Origin of the sequence: Halocalculus aciditolerans (assembly GCF_014647475.1) — an archaeon.
GTDB lineage: Archaea > Halobacteriota > Halobacteria > Halobacteriales > Halobacteriaceae > Halocalculus > Halocalculus aciditolerans.
Genome location: NZ_BMPG01000001.1, coordinates 158,620 through 179,584, shown reverse-complemented (window position 1 = coordinate 179,584; position 20,965 = coordinate 158,620). Strand labels below are relative to the sequence as shown.

The window sequence follows — 20,965 nt, the reverse complement described above, 5'->3', positions numbered from 1 at the left end:
GCGGTCGCCCGGGTCGAAGACTTTAGGGGGATTCCCCGCACGTGTTGACGTGATTATGACGAAAGTGAGCATCGTCGGTGCGGCAGGGACGGTCGGTGCGGCGGCGGGCTACAATCTGGCGCTGCGCGACGTCGTCGACGAGCTCGTGTTCGTGGACATCCCGGATATGGAGGACAAAGCGGTCGGGCAGGCCGCGGACGCGAACCACGGCGTCGCGTACGACTCGAACACGACGGTCGTGCAGGGCGACTACTCGGCGACCGAGGGGTCAGACGTGGTCGTCATCACGGCGGGAATCCCGCGGAAGCCCGGGCAGTCCCGCCTCGACCTCGCGGGCGACAACGCGCCCATCATGGAGGACATCGGGACGTCGCTCGCGCAGTACAACGACGACTTCGTGTCGGTGACGACGTCGAATCCCGTGGACCTCCTGAACCGCCATCTCTACGAGACGGGCGACCGCGACCGCTACAAGGTCGTCGGGTTCGGCGGCCGCCTCGACTCCGCGCGGTTCCGCTACGTGCTGAGCGAGCGCTTCGACGTGCCGGTGCAGAACGTGGACGCGACCATCCTCGGCGAGCACGGCGACGCGCAGGTGCCGGTGTTCTCGAAGGTGCGCGTCGACGGCCACGACCCCGTCTTCGACGACGCGGAGAAAGAGGAGATTCTCGGCGACCTCCAGGAGTCCGCGATGGACGTCATCGAGCGGAAGGGCGCGACGCAGTGGGGGCCGGCGACGGGCGTCGCGCACATGGTCGAAGCCATCGTCCGCGACACGAAGGAGGTCCTCCCGGGGAGCGTCGTGCTCGACGGCGAGTACGGCCACGAGGACGCCGCGTTCGGCGTGCCGGTGAAACTCGGGAAGAACGGCGTGGAAGAGGTCGTCGAGTGGGACCTGACGGAGTACGAACGCGACCAGCTCGGCGAGGCGGCCGAAAAGCTCTCCGAGCAGTACGAGCAGATCTCCTGAGCGGCCTAGATGCTCGGTCGTTCGACGTCGGCCGCGGCGGTCTCGGGGTCGTTCGCGTCGGCGTCGACGAGGCCGAGGTCTTCGGCGACCTCTCGCGCCCGCGCTTCGGCGTCCCCGTACCACGGCGCGGCGTACATCAGGTAGTGAGTCATGATACCACTTACCACGAGAGTTCTCCCGGTATCCTCTTAACCGTTTCGTCCGCCGGCACGAGAATACGCGGTTCGCGGCGATAGAGGCCCCGAGCCGCGGAAATATGGCACGTCCCGGTCACGGACCGGTTCACCACGAGCCGCAGGCTGGTCGAACTCGGCGTCCGCGAGTGAGTCGCGCTATCGGTCGGCGTGAGCGCGGTCGCGGTTCTCGGTCGCGGCGTCGGCGCTCTCGTTCGACTCCCAGTCGAGCACTTCCTCCCACGAGTGGCACACGGTCACACGACACGAGGCGGTGGAGCGTGAAAAGTCCTTCGCGCTACACGACCTGTTCGCCGTCCTCGTAGACGCGGATGGCGTCGACGGGGCAGGAGCGCGCGGCGAACTTCGCGTCGAGTTCGGCGTCCTCGGGGACGTCGCGGCTGAACACACCCTCCTCGACTTCCTCGCTGTCGACGAGGACGGCTTTCCCGGCGTTCGAGTCGCGTTCGAAGCCCCCCTCCCACTCGGCGACACACTGGAACATCCCGATGCAGACGTCGCGGTCGAACTCGATGCGCATACCCGGAGGTGGCGGCCGGGCGGGCTTAACGCCACCGACGCGACCCGTCGAACCCGGGTGTTTTTCGGGGCTGGCCGCGCGAGACCGGAGTATGACCGAGGAAGCCGACGGAGTGCCGAGTGGCGTGAACGCGCCGAACCCCGCGGCGTGGCGGGACGTCGTCGCCGACATGGACGCGACCGCGGACGCCTACGAGGACGCCGACTGGGGCGTCGTGAAGTGCCACCCCGGCGACGTCGCAGTCCTCACGGAGGGCGACCGCACGGGGCTAGACGTCGTCCTCCCCGACGACGAGTACGAGACCGTCGAGAGCCTCTTCGAGGACGGCGTGGCGTTCACCGAGTACGAAGTCCTCCAGGCCGTCGAGGCGGACACGGTCTACGTCGTCGTCGTGATGGAGGACCCGGAGCGCGAACAGGCGCTCCTCTACCCCGCGTACTACGGCGTCCCAGACGCCGAGAAGCTCCTCGACACCGCGGACGCGGACGGTCTCCACGTCTACCTCCGCCGGCTCGACGACGACTACGTCGAGCTCGTCCACGAGCGCCCCGAGTTCTTCGAGCCGGACGAGTAGCTCAATCGCCCGCTCGCGACGTGTAACCGGCCGTTTCGACTGTGCCGTCAGCCGCGGTGAGGGCGCGGTAGACGCAGACGCGGTAGCCGACGAGGACGGCGGTGACGGCGAGCGCGAAGACGCCGGTGGCGACGGCGAGCGGCGTGAGGTGGAGGGGACCGTCGGCGACGATGCGCGGCGGGAGCGCGTTCGAGACGAGGAAGAACGGCGCGGCGGCGAGCGCGGAGATGCCGAGTCGGACGACGAGGAAGCCGACGGCCGCGCCGAAGTGGTCGGTGGCGAGACCGACGCTCTCTTTGACGGCGTCGACGGCGCGGGAGTCGCCGACGACGACGGCGACGTCGACGAACTGGACGAGCGGGATAGCGGCGACGAGAACGAGGAAGCCGAGCGCTAGGCCGAGGACGCTGAGGAGCGCGCTGACGACGACGGTGGCGATGGCCCACGCGACCGCGCCGAGGAGGAGGATGGCGTTCGCGCCGACGAGAGAGACGACGTTCGCGGCGAACCCGTCCGTCGCAGCGTCGAGGTCGAGGCGCGTCTCGCCGCCGGGTTCGGTGTCGGCTGTGGCGTCGTCGAGAAGGCCGAGCGCGGGAACGACGAAGAACGGGCCGGCGACGAACTGGACGACCTGGAGGAGGGGGCCGAGGTCGCTCGTCGCCGGGACGACTCTGGCGAGCGAGAGGAGTTGCGGGACGAGTAAGAGCGCGGCGACGACCGGGAGGAGGACGGGCCGGCGGCGGAACACGCCGACGGCGTCGCGGAGGGCGCTGAAGACGACCATACCGAAGTGGTAGACCGCCGACGAAAAAGTGTGTCGGGTCGCTGAGTGTTAGTCGTCGGCGGTGAGGTCGCCGCCGCAGTGCGGGCACTCCTCCGTGTGGTGGCGGAGGTCGTCGCTCGCCCGACGGACGTCACGCATCACGCTGGAGATGCGTTCCTCCGCGTCGAGCTCCTCGTCGACGGTCAGGTCGACGCCTTCGACTTCGAGGAGGAACTTCGCGATTTCCGTGGTCTCGTACATCACGTCGTCGAGTTCGTCGGCCGTGAAGAAATCGCACATCGCGCCGTAGAGGAACGTCGCGCCCGCCTTCCGAACCTTCTCCTCGAACGCCGAGCGCGCCTGGTTCACCGCCTGCGGCGTGTACGTATCCGTCATGAACGGCACGAGCTCCGGGAGGTTCTCACCGATTTTCGTCATCTCCACGCCCGTCTCCGTGCGGAAGTCCGCGCAGAGCCGCGCAATCGCCCACTCCCTCGCGGTGACGTACGTGCGCTCGCGGAGGAACTCGTTCACGCGGTCGTACTGCGCGCCGTCCATCTTCTGGAACCGCGCGTACTTCTGGACGTCCTCCGGCACGTCCGACGCCTCCTCGCGCTCGGCGTCCGGCACCCCGGGGCTCGCCGATTCCGCTTCGGATTCGGCGTCCGTCGTCGACTGGCGAGTTTGCTCCTCGCCCTCCTGACTCATGCCCACTCCTACCCGACACCCCCGGAAAAACGTATCGCCGCCGCCGGCTCACTCCGCCTCGCGCTTCCCTTCGTCGCCCTGCTCGTCGTCGCCGAACTCCGCCTCGTCGCCCAGTTCCTTCATGCGCCGGAACCCGCCGACGATGCCGACGAACCCGAGCGCCCCGAGCTCGACGGTGAGCAGGAGCGACCCCCCGCCGAGCGCGAGCAGGAACGCCTGCACGAGCGCGAGCAGCCCCGCAGCCACGAACAGGCCGCCGGAGAGCCGCCCGTAGTCGAAGAGCGCCGCGAGCCCCGACGCCGCGAGCGCCGCGAACAACAACGGATAGACGACACTCCCCGTCAGCGCCGCGTCCGCGTACAACACGCCGACGACGCCGATGACGAGGAACCCCCAGGTTTCGAGAAAGCGCCGAATGTCCATGCCCGCACTCCGTGAGGGGGGCGGAAGGAAGTTTCGGGAAGCATGCGGTTCGGAGCGAGGCCGCTTCGCGGCCGAGCGAGAACCGCGAGAAGGCGAGCGGGAGCGAACGACCGTGAGCGACACGCGAGCCCGCGCGACGCGGAGAGAAAGCCACTCAACCGCCGCGCAAGAACTGCAGAAAGGCGAATGGAGAGCAACACGACACGCGAGCCCGCGCGGGGGAGTACACGCCTCGACCGCTGCGGGGCTCGCGGCTCTCACCCGGCGCTTCGCGCACAGCCAACCGCCGAACGCGCGGCTCGCGGGTCGCAGTCGCTCCCCGCTCGCTAGTCCGCGGTTCTCACTCGGCGCTTCGCGCACAGCCTAATCGCCGAACGCGCGGCTCGCGGGTCGCAGTCGCTCCCCGCTCGCTAGTCCGCGGTTCTCACTCGGCGCTTCGCGCCTCGTTCCGAACCGCGTTGGCAACATCGGCGGCCTCCACCCCCTATAAGGGCGTGCGCGTCCGAGTCGGGTGTATGGCTGCTCTTGACCTCGGCGGCGAGACGCCGTCGGTGGCGGACCGCGGGGTGTGGTTGGCGTGTATCGAGTGTGGGGAGACGCACGCGCCGTTCGACGACGTGATCTATCGGTGTCCGGACTGCGACGGGCTCTTGGAGGCGCGGTACGACGAGTATCCGACGTTCGAGGACTTCGAGGGCCGCGGGGTGTGGCGGTACGCGGACTCGCTGCCGTTCCCCGAGGGCGTGAGCATCGAGGAGGGGGATACGCCGCTGTACTCGGTGCCGGGGATCGAGGCGGCCGTCGACGTGGAGAGCGTCCGCGTGAAACACGAGGGCGCGAATCCGACGGGGGCGTTCAAGGACCGCGGAATGACGGTGGGCGTGCGGGTGGCCCAGGAGTTGGGCGTGGGTCGGTTGGCGTGTGCGTCGACGGGGAACACGAGCGCGGCGCTGGCGTGCTACGGCGCGCGCGCCGACCTCGACGTCCTCGTCCTCCTCCCGGCGGGGAAAGTCGCGGCGGGGAAGGTCGCGCAGGCGAGCCTGCACGGCGCGAAAATCCTCGAAGTGGACGGGAACTTCGACGCCTGCCTCGACATCGTCGCGGAGCTCGCGACGCGCGGCGACGCCTACCTCCTGAACTCCATCAACCCCTTCCGGCTCGAGGGGCAGAAGACCATCGGCCTCGAAATCCTCGAAGCCCACAGGGAAGAACACGGGGAGTGGCCGGACCGCGTCGTGCTTCCGGTCGGGAACGCCGGGAACACGGCGGCGCTCTACAAGTGCTTCCGCGAGCTCGTGGCGGCGGGCGAGATGAGGGAGGACGAGATGCCGGCGTTGACGGGCGTGCAGGCTGCGGGGGCTGCGCCGATGGTGGAGGCCGTGCGCGAAGGCCGGGACGAGGTGCGGCGGTGGGACGAGGTGGAGACCATCGCGACGGCGATCAGAATCGGGATGCCGGTGAACGCGCCGAAGGCGCTTCCCGGAATTCGCGCGACGGGCGGGACCGCCGTGGCGGTCGAGGACGAGGAGATCACGCAGGCGCAACGCGACCTCGCGCGCGACGGCGTCGGCGTCGAGCCGGCGTCGGCGGCGTCGGTCGCGGGCCTCCGGAAGCTCGTCGACGACGGCGAGATCGAGAGCGACGAGCGCGTCGTCTGCCTCACTACGGGCCACCTGTTGAAGGACCCGGACGCGGCGGCGGCCGCGGGGAGTGAACCGATTCCGGTGCCGAACGACGTCGACGGCGTCCTCGACGCCATCTGAACCGATGGGTTCGAACCGGGACGACGTCGACGCGTTCGATATCGACCCCGCGGCGGTTCACCGTGGGGTGGGTGCATCGGGCGTCGAAACCACCGAAGAAGACGTCGACGACGTTCTCTACGGGTAGGTCGCTTCGTGGCGGCGGCCGTCATCGAGACGCGTCTTTCTCTACTGTTTCCGGGCGAGGGCGACGAGGATGACTGCGCCGGTCGCGAGCGCGGCGACGAGGCAGGCGAAGGCGAGGTCGTAGCTCGCCTGGGTGTGGACGACGCCGACGAAGGTGGGGCCGGTCGCGCCGATGGCGAGGTAGACGGTGCGCATCGCGCCGAGGTCGCCACCGGCAGATTCGTCGGGGAAGGAGTCCATGAGGTAGGCCTGCATGATGGGCGGGTAGGCCATGAGGCCGACGGCGAAGGCGACGACGGCGGCGACGGCGACGATGGGGGTCTGGGCGAGGACGATTCCGGCGAGTGAGAGGGCGGCGAGGGCGAGCGTGACGGGAGTGAGGTGGTCGCGGGGGACGCGGTCGGAGAGGGTTCCGGCGGCGGGTTTGACGAGGGTGCCGACGCCGAAGAGGACGGCGAAGGCGGCGTTCGCGACGAGCGGGGAGAAGTCCTTCGCGCGGAGGTAGGTGGGGAGGAAGCCGGCGGCGGACTGCCAGGTGAAGGCGTAGAGGGCGTAGGTGAGGAGGAGCCAGCGGAGCTGTGCGTCGCCGAGGATGCGGCGCGCGGTCGCGGCGACGGCGAGGTCGGTGCGGGCGACGGTGAGGGATTCGGCGCTCCAGAGGGCGTAGGTGACGACGACGACGGCGAGGACGGCGGCGATGGGGAGGAAGGCGGCGCGCCACGTGGCGTAGGCGAGGACGAGGGTGGCGAGGCCGGCGGCGGCGACGCCGCCGAGGTCGCCCGCGCCGGAGTGGAGGCCGAACGCGCGGCCGCGTTTCTCGACGAAGAGGTCGGAGACGAGCGCGCGGGCGGCGACCGGGTAGCAGCCAGCGCCGAGGCCGACCGCCGCGGCCGCGAGCACGAAGAGCGCGTAGACGGGGGCGGCGGCGAGCGCGAGGAAGCCGACGAGGATGGCGACGAGGCCGGTGAGGAGGAGCGTCTTCCTGCTGAGCTGGTCGGAGAGCCGCCCGGATGGGTATTGGGCGAGCGCGTACAGCCCCCACATCGCGGTGAGCGCGAACCCGGCTTCGGCGCTCGTGATGCGGAGGGCGTTCTGGATGTCGGGGAGGAGCGGGGAGACGACGAGGCGGCCGGTCTGGATGGCGAACCAGCCGAGCGAGACGACGAGGAGGAGGCGGCCGGAGTGGCCGCGGAAGAGGCGTTCGGCGGGGGCGGATTCCGTCACTGAACGGTCGTTGACGGGGGAGTGACTTGACGGGCGCGGAAGCGGAATCGGGGGTCGGAACTATCCGTAGAGCGCTCTACGGGCGCGACGCTGGAGGGTGACGGCGTCGCGAGAGACGCGAAGATTTTTCAGCGCAGGCGTGAACGATTACCGAGTGAACCAGTCAGGGAGACGAGTGTTGGCGGCGTGCACGGGCGCGTACTTCGCGGTTCGCGTCGGCCAGCTCGCGCTCAGCCCCGTCCTGCCGGCGGTCGTCGACGACCTCCACGTGTCGACGGCGACGGCGGGGCTGGCGTTGACGGTGATGTGGCTGGCGTACGCGGCGGCGCAGCTGCCGAGCGGCCTGCTCGCGGGCCGGCTGGGCGGGCGGCAGACCGTCCTGCTGGCGCTCGGTGGGGTGGCGGTCGGGGCGGCGCTCGTCGCGGTCGCGGGGTCGCCGGTCGCGTTCGTCGCGGCAGTCGTGGTGGTCGGCGGCGCGGCGGGACTCTACTACAACGCGGGGGCGAGCCTGCTCGCGTCGGCGTTCGACGCGGTGGGCGCGCCCATCGGCCTGCACAAGCTCGGGAGTCGCGCCGCGGGCGTGGTGACACCGGTCGCGGCCGCGGGACTGCTGGCGGTCGCGGGCTGGCGAGCGGTCCCGGCGGCGGCCACGGGGGTCGCGGTTCTCGGCGTCGTCGGAACGGTCGGTGTCGTGGGCGCGACGCCAGCTCCGGGGGGTGCGACGCCTTCGGTTCGCGCGGGCGTCTGGAGCGCGGTCGAGGCGCTCCGCCGCCCGGAGGTCGCGGGGACGACCGTCCTGACGGCCGGCGGCGAGTTCGTCGAGCAGGCCGTCCTCTCCTTCCTACCGACGTTCCTGGCCGCCTACCGGGGGGTGAGCCTCGGGACGGCGGGCGCGCTGTTCGCGGTGACGTTCGTCGCGGCGGCGGCGGTCGGCCCGGTCGCGGGCTGGCTCGCGGACCGCTACTCGGCGAACGCCGCGGCGACGGCGACGATGACGGCGGGCGTCGCCGGCTTCCTCGTGCTCCTCGGCGGCCCGGCGGTCGCGCTCCCGGTCGGTGCCGCGCTCGTCGGGCTCTCGATGGGGTGGAGCGCGCCGCTCCAATCGCGCGTGCTGAACGCGCTCGAAGACGGGGAGCGCGGTGCCGGCTTCGGCGCGTACCGCACGGGCTACCTCGCCGTCGGCTCGCTCGGGAGCGTCGTCGTCGGCACGACCGCCGCGAAGGCCGGCTGGGGCGTCGCCGTCGCGCTGCTCGCGGCCGTGCTGGCGCTCGCGGCGCTCGGCCTGCTGGCGGAACGAGTCGCGTAGCAGTAGAGCGAAAGCGGGTCGGAAAACGCGTGCGGAGCGTCAGTCGTCGAGTTCGATTTCGGTGACGGAGATGATGCGGTCGTCGGCGAGGAGGTCGTCGACGGCGTCGTCGGGGACGGCGGCGTCGAGGTTATACACGGTGAGGGCTTCGCCGCCGTGTTTGCCGCGGGCGTTGAACATGCCGGCGATGTTGACGTCGTGGTCGCCGAGGACGGTCCCGATGAGGCCGATGACGCCGGGTTCGTCGTAGTTGCGGGCGACGAGCATGTGGCCGGCGGGGATGGCGTCGACGCGGTAGCCGTCGACGGAGACGAGGCGGGGGTCGTCGCCGGCGAAGAGCGTCCCGGAGACGCTGAGCTCCTCGCCGTCGCCGCCGACGGTGACGGTGAGGAGGCTCTGGAAGTCCTCGCTGGCGCGGGTCTTGGTTTCGGTGACGTCGATGCCGCGTTCTTCGGCGACGCGCGGGGCGTTGACGGCGTTCACCTGCCACTCGAGCGGGTCGAAGACGCCCTGTTGGGCGCTGGCGGTGACGAGGTCGACGTCTTCGCCGGCGATGTCGCCGGCGTAGGCGATTTCGATGCGTTCGACGCGGCCGTCGAAGAGCTGGGCGGCGACTCTGCCTGCGGTTTCGGCGAGGTCGACGTAGGGGCGGATGCGGTCGAAGGCGGCGGCGTCGACGCTCGGCGCGTTGAGCGCGTTGAGGACGGGTTCGTCCTCGAAGGCGGCGACGACCTGGTCGGCGGTGGTCGTCGCGACGTGCTCCTGGGCCTCGGTGGTGCTCGCGCCGAGGTGCGGGGTGACGACGATGTCGTCGACGTCGAGGAGCGGCGAGTTCTCGGGGAGTGGTTCGTCGGCGAAGACGTCGAGGGCCGCGCCGGCGACGACGCCGTCTTCGACGGCTTCGGCGAGCGCGGATTCGTCGACGACGCCGCCGCGCGCGCAGTTCACGACGTAGCCGTCTTCGAGCTGGGCGAGCTCTTCCGCGCCGATGAGGCCCTCCGTCTCGGGGGTGAGGGGGACGTGGATGGTGAGGAAGTCGGCGCGGGCGATGCAGTCGTCTAAGTCGACGAGTTCGGCACCGAGCTGGTTCGCGCGGTCCTCGCCGATGTAGGGGTCGTAGGCGACGAGGTCCATGCCGAGCGCGCCGAGGCGCTTTGCCACTTCTTGGCCGACGCGGCCGAGGCCGACGACGCCGAGCGTCTTGTCGTTGACTTCGTGGCCGACGAAGTCGCCTTTCGCCCACTCGCCCTGCTTGAGGCGGCCGTGGGCTTGCGGGATGGAGCGCGCGGCGGCGAACGCCATCGCGACGGTGTGCTCGGCGGCGGCGCGGACGTTGCCTTCGGGCGCGTTCGCGACGATGACGCCGTGTTCGGTGGCGGCGTCGATGTCGATGTTGTCCACGCCGATGCCGGCGCGCGCGACGATGCGGAGGTCGTCGGCGGCTTCGAACACGGCTTCGGTGACCTGCGTCCCGGAGCGGACGACGAGCGCGTTCGCGTCCGAGACAGCTTCGAGGAGCGCGTCACCTTCGACGTCGTAGGCCTCGACGACGGTGTAGCCGGCGTCGTGGAGGACGGCGAGACCCGCGTCCGCGATGGGGTCCGTTACGAGTACCTTCATACTTCATTCGGGACGGGCCGCGAGGATAAACCTTCCCGCAGAGGCGCGTATTGTCACGGCCGCCCGAACCCCGAACATACCCATATATACGCATACATCTCGCGGTCGGTGGGCGGATGTAGCCGCGGACGTGCGGCCGCGGGTTGCGCGAACCGCGAACCTTGAAACCACGGCGCGCGTAGGGCGACACAGAATGGCGCTGGTCGCGTTCGACTTCGACGGTACGCTCTCGGATTCGGAGATGCTCGTCCTGCTCGGCGAGAAGTACGGCGTCGCCGAGGAGATCGGCGACATCACGGCGCGCGCGATGCGCGGCGAACTCTCCTACGCGGAGTCGCTCTACGAGCGCGCCGCGATGCTGGACGGGCTCTCCGACGACGTCGCGCAGGCGGCGTTCGACGAGGTCGAACTCCGGACGGGCGCGGCCGACCTCATCGGCGCGCTGAACGACGCCGGCCACACGACGGCCATCCTCACCGGCGGGTTCGACCGCGGCGTCGAGGCGGCGCTCGCGAAGGAGGGCGTCGAGGTGGACGAGATCGTGGCGAACCGCCTGCTCGTCGAGGACGGCGCGCTGACGGGGGAGGCGGACGGCCCGCTCATCGAGGGGACGAAGGACGACGCGCTGGAGGCGCTCTGCGAGCGCGAGGGCGTGGACCTCGCGGACGCGTGGGCTATCGGTGACGGCGCGAACGACCTCCCGATGCTCAAGGTCGCCGGGCACGCCGTCGGGTTCGTGCCGAAGGACGCGGTGCGCCCGCACTGCGACGTCGTCGTCTCCCGCATGGACCGCCTCGCGATGGTGTTCGCGGAAGCCGGCGTCCTCCCGGGCCGCGAGTAGGGGGTCAGTCGAGGTCGACGACCCGGAACGTCACCCACGGCGCGATGTAGCCGAGGCAGTAGCCGAGGAGGTGAACGTAGACGTTGACGAGCACGCCCTCGTGGAGGACGTCGTTGGGGAAGGCGGCGAAGGGGAAGAGGACGAAGACGGTGAGGGCGAACGCGGCGAGTTCGAGGTAGCCGGCGGGGTCGAGCGCGCGGCGGAAGCCCGCGAGGGAGAGTTCGGTGAGGTCGTCGAGGAGGGAGCGGCCGTAGAGCGCACAGGAGACGCCGGCGAGGCTGCTGGCGGTGTAGCCGGGGAGCGTCCTCGGGGCGGCGAAGAGGGCGATGGTGCCCGCGCCGAGGAAGAAGAGGAGCGGGGCGTGGTCGAGCGTGACGTCGGTCGTGAAGCGGTCGCCGACGTAGCCGAGGAGGGCGACGGGGAGGAAGCCGAAGAAGGCCACGTTGAGCCCGGAGAAGCCGTAGCCGAGGCGGGGACGGACGAGCGCGACGTTCAGGAGGGAGACGACGAGCGGGAAGGCGAAGAGGAAGACGCAGAGCGTCGCGTAGAAGCGCTTCCGGCGACGTGAGAGCGCGCAGAGGAGGAAGACGACGGAGGCGGCGATGGCGTAGCTGACGAGGTTCGTGAGGAGGTGTGTGAGGCGGAAGTGCACGAAGTGCATCGTGTAGAGGGAGAGCGCGGAGGGGTCGGCGTAGGAGAGCGCGAGGCGTTCCTTCGTCGCGGCGGGGAGGGCGTAGACGGCGAGGAGGACGAGTGGGACGACGGAGAGCGCGAGCGCGTCCGCTGGCCGCGTGTGGCGGCGGACGGCGGTGAGAAACGAGTGCGGGCGGTCGTCCATCGCCTCCCGCTACTCGGGAGAGCGAATAAGTAGTGGTGGCCGAATCGCGTCTCAGACTCGCCGGCGGGCGAGCGCGAAGAGGCCGACGACGAGGACGGCGACGAGCGCGGTGACGGCGACCGTGGAGAGGTCGAAGCCGGACTGCTCGCGCGGGGCGTCGCCGCCGACGGCGTTCCCGGCGTCGTCGGTGGACGGCGATTCGGTCGTTGTCGTGGCGGGCGCGCTCGCGGTGAGCGTCCCGGCGTCCGTACCGTTGACGGCGACGTCGTACTCGCCGGCGCTCTCGGGCGTGAAGGCGAGCGTGACGTTCGTCGTCGCGTCGGCGTCGACCGACACCGTGCGCGTGGTGACGGCGTCGCCGTTCGCGGTGAGGGCGAGCGTGGCGTTCCCGGCGCCGCTCCCGTCGTTCGTGACGGTGACGGCGACGGACGCCGCCTCGCCGACCGTGACGTTCGTCGCGTCGAGCGCGGCGTCAGTCACGGAGATGTCGGGTTGGCCGGAGCGCACGGCGAACACGGAGAGACCGGGGCTGGTCGCGACGAAGGTCGCGGTGCCGTCCGCCGTGCCGACGTGTCGGGTGTCGAGGCGCTGCCACGCGTCGTCGTGGTTCCGGTAGAGGACCACGCGGTCGGCGTCCGTCCCGCGGTCCGCCATCCGGGATTCGGAGACGGTGAACCGGAAGTCGACGGTGCCGATTTCCTCGTCGGGGACGTCGTGCTCGACGGAGATGTAGGAGAGGGCGTCCCCGCCGCCGCTGTCGGCCGCCGAGCCGTTCTCGGCGGGCGCGCGGTCGGAGACGCTGACGGAGAGCGAGACGTTCGCGCCGGTCGTCGTGGAGACGTTCAGCCCGGTGAGCGAGGCGTTCTCCGTGCTGGTCGCGTTCGATTCCGGAATGTCGATGCGCGTCGCCGCGTTCGCGGACGCGTTCGTCACCGAAATCGTCGTCTCGTTCGCGTCGACCGCGAGCGAGACGTCGCCCGCGGACGCCTCGGATTCGTTCGCCGCGGATTCGTTCGTCGTCGAGTCGTCGGGCTGCGTCGACGGCCCGTCGTCGCTCCCGCCCGAACCGCCGCCATCGTTGCCGGTGTCGGCGGCCTCGACGGTGACGGTCGTCTCGGCGGTCGCGGTGTTCCCGGCGATGTCCGTGACCGTCACGGCCACCGTGTGTTCGCCGGCGTCCTCGAACGTGTACGCGGCGGTCGGCCCGCTGGCCGTGGAGCCGTCGGGGAGCGACCACGCGTAGGCGTCGACGCCGAGCGCGTCAGTGGAGCCGGACGCGTCGAGCGTCACCGTCGTCCCCGCCGGAACCGGCGCGGAGACGGGGTTCGAGACCGCGGCGTCGGGGGCGGTCGAGTCCTCGACGTTCAGCGTGACCTGCTCGTTCGCGCCCGACGACCACGAGACCGTGGTGTCGGCGTCGACGCCGTTCACCGTGAACGACACCGAATCGCCGTCGGTCGAGGCGTTCCCGGGGACCTTCAGCTTCCCGTCGAACGCGCCCGGCCCGCCGAACGCGCCGTCACTCGTCGTTTCGAGCGTGTCCGTCGTCTCGCCGTGGAAGTGCGCGGCCACCGTCAGCCCCGCGGGCGCGGGGTCGCCGTTCACGGTGACCTGCCCGTGGTAGGCCGCCGGCGGCTCCGGCGGTGCCGCGGCCGCCGTGCCGACGACCGGACCGGCGACGACCACGGCGACGAGCGCGACGACGAGCGCCGCGCGGGGTGTGGTGACCGACATCGGCTCAGACCGACGCCTCCGCCGTCGTGAACGCGCCGTGCTGCGTGGAGAGCGCGGGGTCGTCGTCGCTCGCGGTCATGCCCGGGTGGCCGTTCGCCGCGAGCGTGCCGTTCTCGTTCACGTAGACCCAGTAGCCCGTGTAGCCGCTGACAGCCGGGCTGTCGGCCGCGCTCCCGAAGGTGTACTGGCCGAACGCTGTCCCGGAGCCGTCCGGGAGGCTCGTCGCGCCGGCGTAGACCTGGACGACGCGAGCGGGACTCGCGGTGGACGCCGCGAACGCCGACTCCGCGCTGCCGGTCATCGGCGCGCCGACGAAGTTCCAGCCCTCGTGGAGGTCGGTTTCCGCGGGCGCGACCGGCGCGTCGCCGTTCGCGTCCGCGAAGTCGAAGTCGACCTCGACGCGGTCGTCAGACTTCACGAGCACCGCGTCGAGCGCGTCGATACGGTCGTCGGCGGCGGGGTTCACCCACTCGCCGCTCTCGGCGTCGTACGCCCAGACCGTGCCGTCGAAGTTCCCGAAGACCTCACCGAACGTCCGCTCGGTGCCGGCCGGGAAGGCGACGGAGTGGAACTCGCCGTCGCCCGGAATCACGACGTCGTGACCGAACTGCTGGGTCTCATCGACGTCCGCCGGGACGTTCTCCGGCGTGTTCGTCAGGAACGGGTCGTAGGAGACCGGTCCGGCGACCTGTTCGGCCGTCGGGCCGGACGCCTGCCCGAACCAGTTCAGCGTCGCGTCCAGCGCGCCGCTCGCGCCCTCGCCGGTGTCGGCGTAGACCGCGTACGTCTCCGTGTTCAGGAAGCTGTTCGCGTGGACGCCGACCTCGCCGCGCTCGGCGAGGTTCGCGCCCGTGCTCACTGCGGCCTGCGCGTACTCCGTGTCCGCGTCGCCGGCCGCGTCGAAGACGTTGTGCTTGACCGTGACGTCCCGCGTCTCCGTGTCGAAGGCGTCCATGAACGGCCCGTCGACGTAGACGCCGGACTTCGTCGTGTCCGTCACGGTGTTGTTCGCGACGAGCGCGCCGTCGACGGCGACGAGGGAGACCCCCGCGCCGGACAGCCGCTCGAAGTCGTTCTGCGCCACGGTGAGGTCGCCGAGGTTCCAGAGGCGGAAGGCCGTCCCCGCGTCAGTGACGGTGTTCTCCGAGACCGTCCACCCCGTCTTGACGTGGTCCTGGCCGCTGTCCTCGCCGCCGTGAATCATCGCGTTCGCGACGCCCTCGAAGTCGTTGTGCGTCACGGTGAGGTCGTCACCCGCGCTGTTCGCGTTAATCGCCGTGCCGTCGCCCGTGAAGGTGAGGCCGGTGACGGTCGCGTCGTCGACGAAGGAGTTCTTCTGGAAGCCGACCGACCCCTCGATGGTCGCGTCGTCGACGCCCGCGAGCGTCAGCGACTCGTCGAGCGTGACGTCGGTGGTGTGCGTGCCGCCGACGATGACGGCGTTCCCGGCGCTCGCTTCGTCCACGGCGGCTTGAAGGTCGCCGTAGAGCGTCTGCTGGACCGAGTCGTCGACGGCGACGGCGGCCCAGCCGTCGAAGTCGTTGGTCTCGGCGACCGCGCGGACGTCGACGGGCTGTTCGGAGTAGTCCCTGACGTGGCGGTCGTTGTTCTCGAAGGTGTTCTCAGTGAGGTCGACGCCGGTCGCCTGACCGATGCCGACCGCCTCGACGTTGTTCGTGAAGGCGTTCGCGGTCACGGTCGGCGTGCCGGCTTCGAGGCCGCCGAGCGCGAACGCGTTGTCGTGGAAGTCGTTCCCGGTGACGGTGAGCTCCTGCACGGGAGCGTACACCGCCGAGGACCACTCCGTGAACTCGTTCCCGGAGACCGTCGCGGTGCCCTCGCCGTTCGTGGCGAAGAGGAGGCCGCGTGCGGTCGTCTCGACGCCGGGGCCCGAGAAGACGGTGTTCTTCACGGTGACGTCGCCCGCGTCGGCGGGGACGTAGACGCCGACGGGCTGGCTGACGCCGTGGAAGTTCGAGGGCTCGACCGTGAACCCGGCGAGCGTCGCCCCGTCGGCCGCGAGCGAGACGCCCCGCGTGATGGTGGCGTCCGCGCTCGTCGTGAGGTTGAGGTTCGCGACGTCGACGGAGACGTGCTCGTCGTACGTGCCCGCACGGACGTCGACCGTGTCGCCCTCGTCGGCCGCGTCGACGGCGGACTGAACGCTGAGTCCGGGCGTGACGAGGTAGTCGCCGCTCTCGGTGTCCTTCACGACGGGGTGGTTCGGGACCGCTTCGCCGTCGAAGTCGTCGGAGACGAGCGCGGTCGAGAAGTCGAACGCGTTCTGCGTGTCGGCGAAGTACCACGCGAAGTCACCGTCGCGGTAGTCGCTCGCGGTGACCTGCGTCGTGTACGGTCCGAGGTCGAGGTCCTTGATGTTCGTGCGTGCGTTGTCCTTCTTCGGGTCGAGGTAGATGGGTGCGCCCGGTCCGGAGAACGTGACGCCGGAGACGGAGACGTTCTTCGTGAGCGCGGGCTGGTCGTACTGCCCGTTCGTCATGACGGCGATGCCGCCCCACTGGTTCCCGGTCACTTCGATGCCGGAGACAGAGACGTTCTTCGCGTCGCTGAGCCCGAGGCCGGAGCCGGCCGTGTCCCGGCCGTCGAGCGTGACGTCCTCGACGGTCGCGCCCTCGACACCGATGAGGTCGAGTTCGGTGAGGGCGGAGCCCGTGACCGTGACGCCGCGGACGGTGACGTCGATGTACTCCTCGCCGTTGCCGGCGTGAATACCGAAGTTATCCCACTTGCTGTCGCCCTCCTCGGCTTTCGGGCCGAGGACGGTGAGGTCCTCGATGGTGACGCTCTCGCGGACGTCGATGCCGTAGTGGTCGAGACCGCTCGCGTCGATAGTCGTCTCGCCCTCGCCCGCGCCGGAGAGCGTCACGCCCGCCGTCTCCATCTCGAGACTGGAGTCGAGCGTGTACGCTCCGGGCGCGAGTTCGACGGTGTCGCCGTCCTCGGCGGCGTCGAGCGCGGCCTGAACGGACGGGTAGTACGTGCCGTCGATGGCGATGCGGCCGTCGTAGGTGTCGCCGGCCTGCTTGAACGCGACCGTGGCGACCTCGTTCGCGTCGAGGAGCGCTTTGGCCTGCGCGTTCGCCGTCGTTTCCTCGTTCAGCGTCGCGGGGACGGCGTTGTAGACGGCGATTCCGGGCACGCCGTCAGTAGAAATCGTGTTCTCCGTGAGGCTGTGGCCGGTGTTCGTGATGCCGACGCCTTCGGTTTCGACGCCGGCGATGACGTTGTTCGTCACCGTGTGGCCCTCGCCGATGAGGGAGACGCCGACGTTGACCGTGTCGACGTGGTTGTGTTCGATGGTCGCGCCGGTCGTGCCGGTGTGCGTCTGAACGCCGGTCGTGGCGTCGTCGCCGGTGACGACGTTGTTCGAGACGGTGACGCCGTCGGCCGTCACGGAGATCCCGTTCCCGTAGCCGCCGGCTTTGACGGTGAGGCCGTGAATCGTCGCGTCGGCCGCGCGCACGTCGACGACGCGGCTGTCAGTCGCCGTGCCGAGCGACGGGTCGATAGTCGCCGTGACGTCGGAGGCGTTCGTGACCGTGACACCCGGCGTGCTGAGCAGGAAGCCGCCGTAGGTCCCGGTTTCCGTAATCGTGACCGTGGCTTCCTCGGGGACCGCGTTCACGGCCTGCTGGAGCGAGCCGTACGTCGTCCCGTCGGAGACGATTGCGCCCGTGTACGTGCGGTCGGTGTCGTAGACCGCGACACTGCTCGCGTCGGGGTTGTCGGCGAGGAGTGCGTTAGCGATAGCGACCTCGCCGGACGCGCCGTTGGCGGAGGCGGGGTCGTTGTAGAGCTGAATGCTCGGTGTGTCACCAAGCTCCTCGAACGTGTTCGATTGGATGGTGTTCGCACGTCCGGTGAAGCCGATGCCTTCGAGGCTCGCGCCCGTGATGGTGTTTCCCTTCACGGTGTCGTCGCCGTTGACGGAGACGCCAACGAGCGCGTCAGTGAGCGTGATTTCGTTCCCGATGATCTCGGTGCCGATCGCCGCGGTGTCGGTGTCGGCGTCAGCGTCGTCTTGCACTTGGACGCCGGTCTTCCCGCCGTCGAGTGTGATGTGGTTGTTCTCGACGGTGACGTCGTTCGCGCGGATTTCGACGCCGAGCGTCGCGCTCCCCGCGAGTTCGAACCCGCGGACGGTCGCGCCATCCGCACTTCCTTCGAGTTGGACGACGGCCGCGCCGTCGCTCGTGAGCGTCGGCCGGTAGTCGCCGTGCGGCTGAAGGGTGACGTCCTTCGTGATGCGGACGCCGTCGTAGCTGCCGTCCGCGACTTCGACTGTATCTCCGGCCTCTGCGGCGTCGATTGCGGCAGAGACAGAACTGTATCCGGTGTCGCCGATGAACGCGACGTTACCCGCGCCGCCGGCGTCGGCGGCGACGGGGGTGGCGATGCCGAACGTCGAGAGCACGACGAGTGCGCTCAACAGGACGGCGGTCGTCCGTCGCGTCGGTGTCGATGGTCGGTGCATCGACTCGGCCAACGAGTCAGAAGGGCTTACTTAACGTCCCGTTTTCACGTTAAACGAGTGGTTAAATGGGTTTTGGCCGTCTCGTTGACTACTCTCGACGAGAGATAACGCGAGTGGAATAATCAGATAGGTTGAAATGGTAGTCTACCGAGGTAATCACCAGATGAGTGGGTTGGGGACACTCGACGCCGAGGAGTCGAGGACGGGACTGGAGCAGTCCGACATCCACGACGTCCTGCGGAACGACCGACGGCGGATGACGCTCGAAATCCTCCAGGCGAGCGGGGGCGTGACGCTCCGCGAGCTCTCAGAGCGCATCGCGTCCCGGGAGTCGGGCGCGACGCCCGCGCCGCGCGACGTCCGGCAGTCCGTCTACGTGAGCCTCCAGCAGACGCACATCCCCAAACTGGAGTCGCTGGACGTCGTCGAGGAGGATACGGACGGCGAGATTCGGCTCGCGGAGCGCGCGGGCGACCTGAACGTCTACATGGAGGTCGTCCCGAAGTACGGGCTGGCGTGGAGCGAGTACTACGGAAGCCTCGCGGTGCTCGGGAGCCTCCTCGTCGCCGCGGCGAGTCTCGACGTCGTCGGCATCACGCGCCTCGCCGCCGAGCTGTGGGCGGTCTGCATCTTCGCGGTCATCCTCGCGTCCGCGGTCTATCAGACGTACACGCAGGGTTCGAGTATTCTCAACCGGATTCGCGACTGAGTCGCGCGCACTTGCGGGTGACGAGGGCGGTGTAGGGTACGAGGAAGCCGAGCGCGAATCCGACGAAGTGGAGGAAGATGTCGACAGTGACCGCGCCGGCGAACGGGTTCGGGGGGAAGGCGGCGAAGGGGGAGGCGAGGACGAGGAACGCGGCGAACCCGGGGAGTTCGGCCGCGCCGGGGCGGTGGACGATGGACTGGCGGGCGTCCCGGGGGAGGGCGCGGACGGTGCTGCGAGTGTAGTAGGCGGTGGGGAGCGCGCTCGCCGCGGTGAGCGCCATCGCCGTCGGCGTGTGCGGGAGGACGAGGAGGGGGATGGCGGTGGTGGCGGCGAAGAAGAGGCCGGGGGCGTGCCCGAGGTCGATGTCGCCGGGACAGGTTTCGAGGTAGCGGAAGGCGGCGACGCCGACGAGGCCGAAGAGCGCCATCGCGAGCCCGGAGAACCCGTAGGTGACGACGCGGCGGGGGAGGGCGAGGCCGACGGCGGAGAGGGCGACGGGGAAGGCGAGGAGGACGGTGAGGAAGGCGCGGCGGAAGAACGCGCGGTCGTCGGCCCACGTGAAGAGGAGGTAGGCGGTGGGGGCGAGGAGGAGGTAGGCGGCGGCGTCGTTGAGGAAGTGGCCGCGGGAGAAGTGGACGAAGTGCGCGGTGTAGAACGACCACGGTTCGGGGTTGAGGTGGGAGAGGGCGAGCGGGCGGACGAGCGCGTCCGGGAGGCAGTAGAGAGCGGTGAGCGCGAGAAGGGGGACGAGGAGGAGCGCGGCGTCCCGGCCGTCGAGCGGGACCTGTGGCGCGTGTGCGACGTCCTCGTCGACGCGCTCACCGCGGATTGCCATGTGCCACACGCAAAGAACGGCCACAAGAAATATGTGTGGTTTCCGTTCGCCGGTGGTATGCGAGTGAGTACCCCCGTGGCCAAATGGGACGTGTAAGAGCGGCGCGCGGGCAGAAGACGAGCGAGGAGTCACGTGGGCGTCAGGGCGCGGAGATGAGGCCGGTGCAGACGCGGGGGTAGTCGGGTTCGGTGTCGTCGTCGCGGAGGAAGGCGCGGACGGGCGGTGAGACGCGGTCGGGTTCGACGAGGAAGGCGTCGTGGCCGTAGTCGGAGTCGAGGACGCGGTGCGTCGTCGGGACGCCGGCGTCGTCGAAGGCGTCGGCGAGGTGCTCGGAGTCCTCGACGGTGAAGTGCCAGTCGCCGCGGATGGAGAGGAGGAGGGCGTCGCCGTCGAAGCCGGCGAGGGCGTCGGCGGTCGTGGGAAAGCCGCTGGCGAGGTCGTAGTCGTCCATGGCGTCGAGGAGGCGGAGGTAGGCGTTGGCGTCGAAGCGCTCGGTGAAGCGCTCGGCGTTGTAGTCGAGGTAGGAGGCGACCTCGCGGTAGACGGGTTCGTCGTGTTCGTCGGGGCTGCTGCGGGTGGCGGTGCGGCGGCCGAAGCGGTCGCGCATCGAGTCCTTGGAGAGGTACATGACGTGGCCGACGCGGCGGGCCTGCGCGAGGCCGTGAGTCGGGGAGGCGTCGCCGTAGTAGTCGCCGTCCTGGAAGTCGGGGTCGCCCGTAATCGCGCGTCGGGCGACGGTGTTGAGGGCGAGGCACTGGGCGTCGAGGCGGGCGGCGGTGGCGACGCCGACGACGCGTTCGACGCGCTCGGGGTAGCGTTTCGCCCAGTCGACGGCGTTCATGCCGCCGACGCTCCCGCCGACGACGGCGTGGAGGGTGTCGACGCCGAGGTGGTCGAGGACGGCGGCCTGCGAGCGCGTCCAGTCGCCGACGGTGACGCGGGGGAAGTCGAGGCCGTAGCGGTCGCCGTTCTCGTCCGTGCTCGCGGGACCGGTAGTCCCGTAGCAAGACCCAGGAACGTTCGCGCAGACGACGTGGAACCGGCGAGTGTCGATGGCGTTCCCGGGGCCGACGACGGCGTCCCACCAGCCGGCGGCCTGCCCGGAAACTCCGTCGGGCGCGCGGCCGGTGACGTACTGGCTGCCGGTGAGCGCGTGGCAGACGAGGACGGTCGGGTCCTCGCGGGACCCCCATTCGGCGTAGGCGACGTCGAGGTCGAGTTCGCCGCCGTGCTCGAAGCGGAACCCCTCGACGGTGACGGTGTCGTGGTTCATCGCCGCCACCCCGCCGTAACGCGGGTCATCGCGTCCACCCCCTCGCTGT

General features: G+C 70.1%; 19 protein-coding genes. 7 read left to right on the top strand and 12 right to left on the bottom strand.

Annotation, left to right across the window (positions count from 1 at the left end; translation table 11 throughout):
* Positions 1–55: 55 nt before the first annotated feature.
* Positions 56–970 carry a malate dehydrogenase gene (mdh, locus tag IEY26_RS00885; RefSeq protein ID WP_188974894.1) on the top strand — a complete coding sequence of 305 codons (915 nt, stop codon included), beginning with the start codon at positions 56–58 and terminating at the stop codon, positions 968–970.
* Positions 971–975: 5 nt separating this feature from the next.
* Here mdh and IEY26_RS00880 read toward each other — a convergent pair whose 3' ends face one another.
* Together IEY26_RS00880 and IEY26_RS00875 are read right to left on the bottom strand one after the other, a co-directional pair.
* Positions 976–1,122 carry a hypothetical protein gene (locus tag IEY26_RS00880; protein WP_188974892.1) on the bottom strand — a complete coding sequence of 49 codons (147 nt, stop codon included), beginning with the start codon at positions 1,120–1,122 and terminating at the stop codon, positions 976–978.
* Between the two features lie 319 nt (positions 1,123–1,441).
* Entirely contained in the window at positions 1,442–1,684 is a 243-nt protein-coding gene (locus IEY26_RS00875; RefSeq protein ID WP_188974890.1) for a ferredoxin, read from the bottom strand.
* 91 nt (positions 1,685–1,775) lie between these two features.
* Between IEY26_RS00875 and IEY26_RS00870 the strand changes: the two genes are divergently transcribed.
* The gene (locus IEY26_RS00870; RefSeq protein ID WP_188974888.1) at positions 1,776–2,258 is read left to right on the top strand and encodes a DUF7529 family protein; all 483 of its coding nucleotides are present in this window, start codon (positions 1,776–1,778) and stop codon (positions 2,256–2,258) included.
* A gap of 1 nt (position 2,259) precedes the next feature.
* On the opposite strand, the gene IEY26_RS00865 is transcribed toward IEY26_RS00870, so the two are convergent.
* Genes IEY26_RS00865 through IEY26_RS00855 form a run of 3 tightly spaced genes read right to left on the bottom strand, consistent with a single transcriptional unit; the run spans position 2,260 to position 4,152 of the window.
* A complete protein-coding gene (locus tag IEY26_RS00865) occupies positions 2,260–3,042 on the bottom strand; it encodes a DUF7847 domain-containing protein (protein WP_188974886.1) in 783 nt (260 codons plus the stop codon).
* A gap of 48 nt (positions 3,043–3,090) precedes the next feature.
* Positions 3,091–3,729 (bottom strand): DUF5806 family protein, encoded by a 639-nt coding sequence (locus tag IEY26_RS00860; protein WP_229773877.1) that lies wholly within the window; start codon positions 3,727–3,729, stop codon positions 3,091–3,093.
* A 48-nt stretch (positions 3,730–3,777) separates the two neighbouring features.
* Positions 3,778–4,152, bottom strand: a complete 375-nt coding sequence (locus IEY26_RS00855) for a hypothetical protein (RefSeq protein ID WP_188974884.1) — start codon at positions 4,150–4,152, stop codon at positions 3,778–3,780.
* A gap of 515 nt (positions 4,153–4,667) precedes the next feature.
* On the opposite strand from IEY26_RS00855, the gene thrC reads away from it, so the two are divergent.
* Positions 4,668–5,915: a threonine synthase gene (thrC, locus tag IEY26_RS00850; protein ID WP_188974882.1), complete on the top strand. Its 1,248-nt coding sequence runs from the start codon at positions 4,668–4,670 to the stop codon at positions 5,913–5,915.
* A gap of 4 nt (positions 5,916–5,919) precedes the next feature.
* Positions 5,920–6,042: a hypothetical protein gene (locus tag IEY26_RS17625; protein WP_268239791.1), complete on the top strand. Its 123-nt coding sequence runs from the start codon at positions 5,920–5,922 to the stop codon at positions 6,040–6,042.
* 41 nt (positions 6,043–6,083) lie between these two features.
* Here IEY26_RS17625 and IEY26_RS00845 read toward each other — a convergent pair whose 3' ends face one another.
* On the bottom strand, positions 6,084–7,265 hold the full coding sequence (locus tag IEY26_RS00845; protein WP_188974880.1) for an MFS transporter: 1,182 nt from the start codon (positions 7,263–7,265) through the stop codon (positions 6,084–6,086).
* Between the two features lie 154 nt (positions 7,266–7,419).
* On the opposite strand from IEY26_RS00845, the gene IEY26_RS00840 reads away from it, so the two are divergent.
* Positions 7,420–8,571, top strand: a complete 1,152-nt coding sequence (locus IEY26_RS00840; RefSeq protein ID WP_188974878.1) for an MFS transporter — start codon at positions 7,420–7,422, stop codon at positions 8,569–8,571.
* A gap of 39 nt (positions 8,572–8,610) precedes the next feature.
* Here IEY26_RS00840 and serA read toward each other — a convergent pair whose 3' ends face one another.
* Positions 8,611–10,191: a phosphoglycerate dehydrogenase gene (serA, locus tag IEY26_RS00835; protein WP_188974876.1), complete on the bottom strand. Its 1,581-nt coding sequence runs from the start codon at positions 10,189–10,191 to the stop codon at positions 8,611–8,613.
* A 193-nt stretch (positions 10,192–10,384) separates the two neighbouring features.
* Here serA and serB point away from each other — a divergent pair, with 193 nt between their 5' ends.
* Positions 10,385–11,032: a phosphoserine phosphatase SerB gene (gene serB / locus IEY26_RS00830; protein WP_188974874.1), complete on the top strand. Its 648-nt coding sequence runs from the start codon at positions 10,385–10,387 to the stop codon at positions 11,030–11,032.
* A 4-nt stretch (positions 11,033–11,036) separates the two neighbouring features.
* On the opposite strand, the gene IEY26_RS00825 is transcribed toward serB, so the two are convergent.
* Genes IEY26_RS00825 through IEY26_RS00815 form a run of 3 tightly spaced genes read right to left on the bottom strand, consistent with a single transcriptional unit; the run spans position 11,037 to position 18,099 of the window.
* Positions 11,037–11,870 (bottom strand): hypothetical protein, encoded by an 834-nt coding sequence (locus IEY26_RS00825; RefSeq protein ID WP_188974872.1) that lies wholly within the window; start codon positions 11,868–11,870, stop codon positions 11,037–11,039.
* Positions 11,871–11,921: 51 nt separating this feature from the next.
* Positions 11,922–13,604: a PKD domain-containing protein gene (locus tag IEY26_RS00820; protein WP_188974870.1), complete on the bottom strand. Its 1,683-nt coding sequence runs from the start codon at positions 13,602–13,604 to the stop codon at positions 11,922–11,924.
* 4 nt (positions 13,605–13,608) lie between these two features.
* On the bottom strand, positions 13,609–18,099 hold the full coding sequence (locus IEY26_RS00815) for a right-handed parallel beta-helix repeat-containing protein (RefSeq protein ID WP_188974868.1): 4,491 nt from the start codon (positions 18,097–18,099) through the stop codon (positions 13,609–13,611).
* 163 nt (positions 18,100–18,262) lie between these two features.
* On the opposite strand from IEY26_RS00815, the gene IEY26_RS00810 reads away from it, so the two are divergent.
* Entirely contained in the window at positions 18,263–18,808 is a 546-nt protein-coding gene (locus IEY26_RS00810) for a DUF7344 domain-containing protein (protein ID WP_188974866.1), read from the top strand.
* On the opposite strand, the gene IEY26_RS00805 is transcribed toward IEY26_RS00810, so the two are convergent.
* Both IEY26_RS00805 and metX read right to left on the bottom strand, forming a co-directional pair.
* Positions 18,789–19,643, bottom strand: a complete 855-nt coding sequence (locus IEY26_RS00805) for a rhomboid family protein (RefSeq protein WP_188974864.1) — start codon at positions 19,641–19,643, stop codon at positions 18,789–18,791. The two genes, IEY26_RS00810 and IEY26_RS00805, sit on opposite strands and share 20 nt — an antisense overlap.
* Positions 19,644–19,782: 139 nt before the next feature.
* The gene (metX, locus tag IEY26_RS00800) at positions 19,783–20,916 is read right to left on the bottom strand and encodes a homoserine O-acetyltransferase MetX (RefSeq protein ID WP_188974862.1); all 1,134 of its coding nucleotides are present in this window, start codon (positions 20,914–20,916) and stop codon (positions 19,783–19,785) included.
* Positions 20,917–20,965: the final 49 nt, after the last annotated feature.

What these genes read in the sequence shown, in the direction of transcription:
- mdh (WP_188974894.1), top strand. Translation starts at nt 56, where the DNA reads ATGACGAAAGTGAGCATCGTCGGTGCGGCAGGGACGGTCGGTGCGGCG.
- IEY26_RS00825 (WP_188974872.1), bottom strand. Translation starts at nt 11,870, where the DNA reads ATGGACGACCGCCCGCACTCGTTTCTCACCGCCGTCCGCCGCCACACG.
- IEY26_RS00880 (WP_188974892.1), bottom strand. Translation starts at nt 1,122, where the DNA reads ATGACTCACTACCTGATGTACGCCGCGCCGTGGTACGGGGACGCCGAA.
- IEY26_RS00815 (WP_188974868.1), bottom strand. Translation starts at nt 18,099, where the DNA reads ATGCACCGACCATCGACACCGACGCGACGGACGACCGCCGTCCTGTTG.
- IEY26_RS00820 (WP_188974870.1), bottom strand. Translation starts at nt 13,604, where the DNA reads ATGTCGGTCACCACACCCCGCGCGGCGCTCGTCGTCGCGCTCGTCGCC.
- IEY26_RS00810 (WP_188974866.1), top strand. Translation starts at nt 18,263, where the DNA reads ATGAGTGGGTTGGGGACACTCGACGCCGAGGAGTCGAGGACGGGACTG.
- metX (WP_188974862.1), bottom strand. Translation starts at nt 20,916, where the DNA reads ATGAACCACGACACCGTCACCGTCGAGGGGTTCCGCTTCGAGCACGGC.
- IEY26_RS17625 (WP_268239791.1), top strand. Translation starts at nt 5,920, where the DNA reads ATGGGTTCGAACCGGGACGACGTCGACGCGTTCGATATCGACCCCGCG.
- serB (WP_188974874.1), top strand. Translation starts at nt 10,385, where the DNA reads ATGGCGCTGGTCGCGTTCGACTTCGACGGTACGCTCTCGGATTCGGAG.
- IEY26_RS00860 (WP_229773877.1), bottom strand. Translation starts at nt 3,729, where the DNA reads ATGAGTCAGGAGGGCGAGGAGCAAACTCGCCAGTCGACGACGGACGCC.
- serA (WP_188974876.1), bottom strand. Translation starts at nt 10,191, where the DNA reads ATGAAGGTACTCGTAACGGACCCCATCGCGGACGCGGGTCTCGCCGTC.
- IEY26_RS00865 (WP_188974886.1), bottom strand. Translation starts at nt 3,042, where the DNA reads ATGGTCGTCTTCAGCGCCCTCCGCGACGCCGTCGGCGTGTTCCGCCGC.
- IEY26_RS00805 (WP_188974864.1), bottom strand. Translation starts at nt 19,643, where the DNA reads ATGGCAATCCGCGGTGAGCGCGTCGACGAGGACGTCGCACACGCGCCA.
- IEY26_RS00870 (WP_188974888.1), top strand. Translation starts at nt 1,776, where the DNA reads ATGACCGAGGAAGCCGACGGAGTGCCGAGTGGCGTGAACGCGCCGAAC.
- IEY26_RS00855 (WP_188974884.1), bottom strand. Translation starts at nt 4,152, where the DNA reads ATGGACATTCGGCGCTTTCTCGAAACCTGGGGGTTCCTCGTCATCGGC.
- IEY26_RS00875 (WP_188974890.1), bottom strand. Translation starts at nt 1,684, where the DNA reads ATGCGCATCGAGTTCGACCGCGACGTCTGCATCGGGATGTTCCAGTGT.
- thrC (WP_188974882.1), top strand. Translation starts at nt 4,668, where the DNA reads ATGGCTGCTCTTGACCTCGGCGGCGAGACGCCGTCGGTGGCGGACCGC.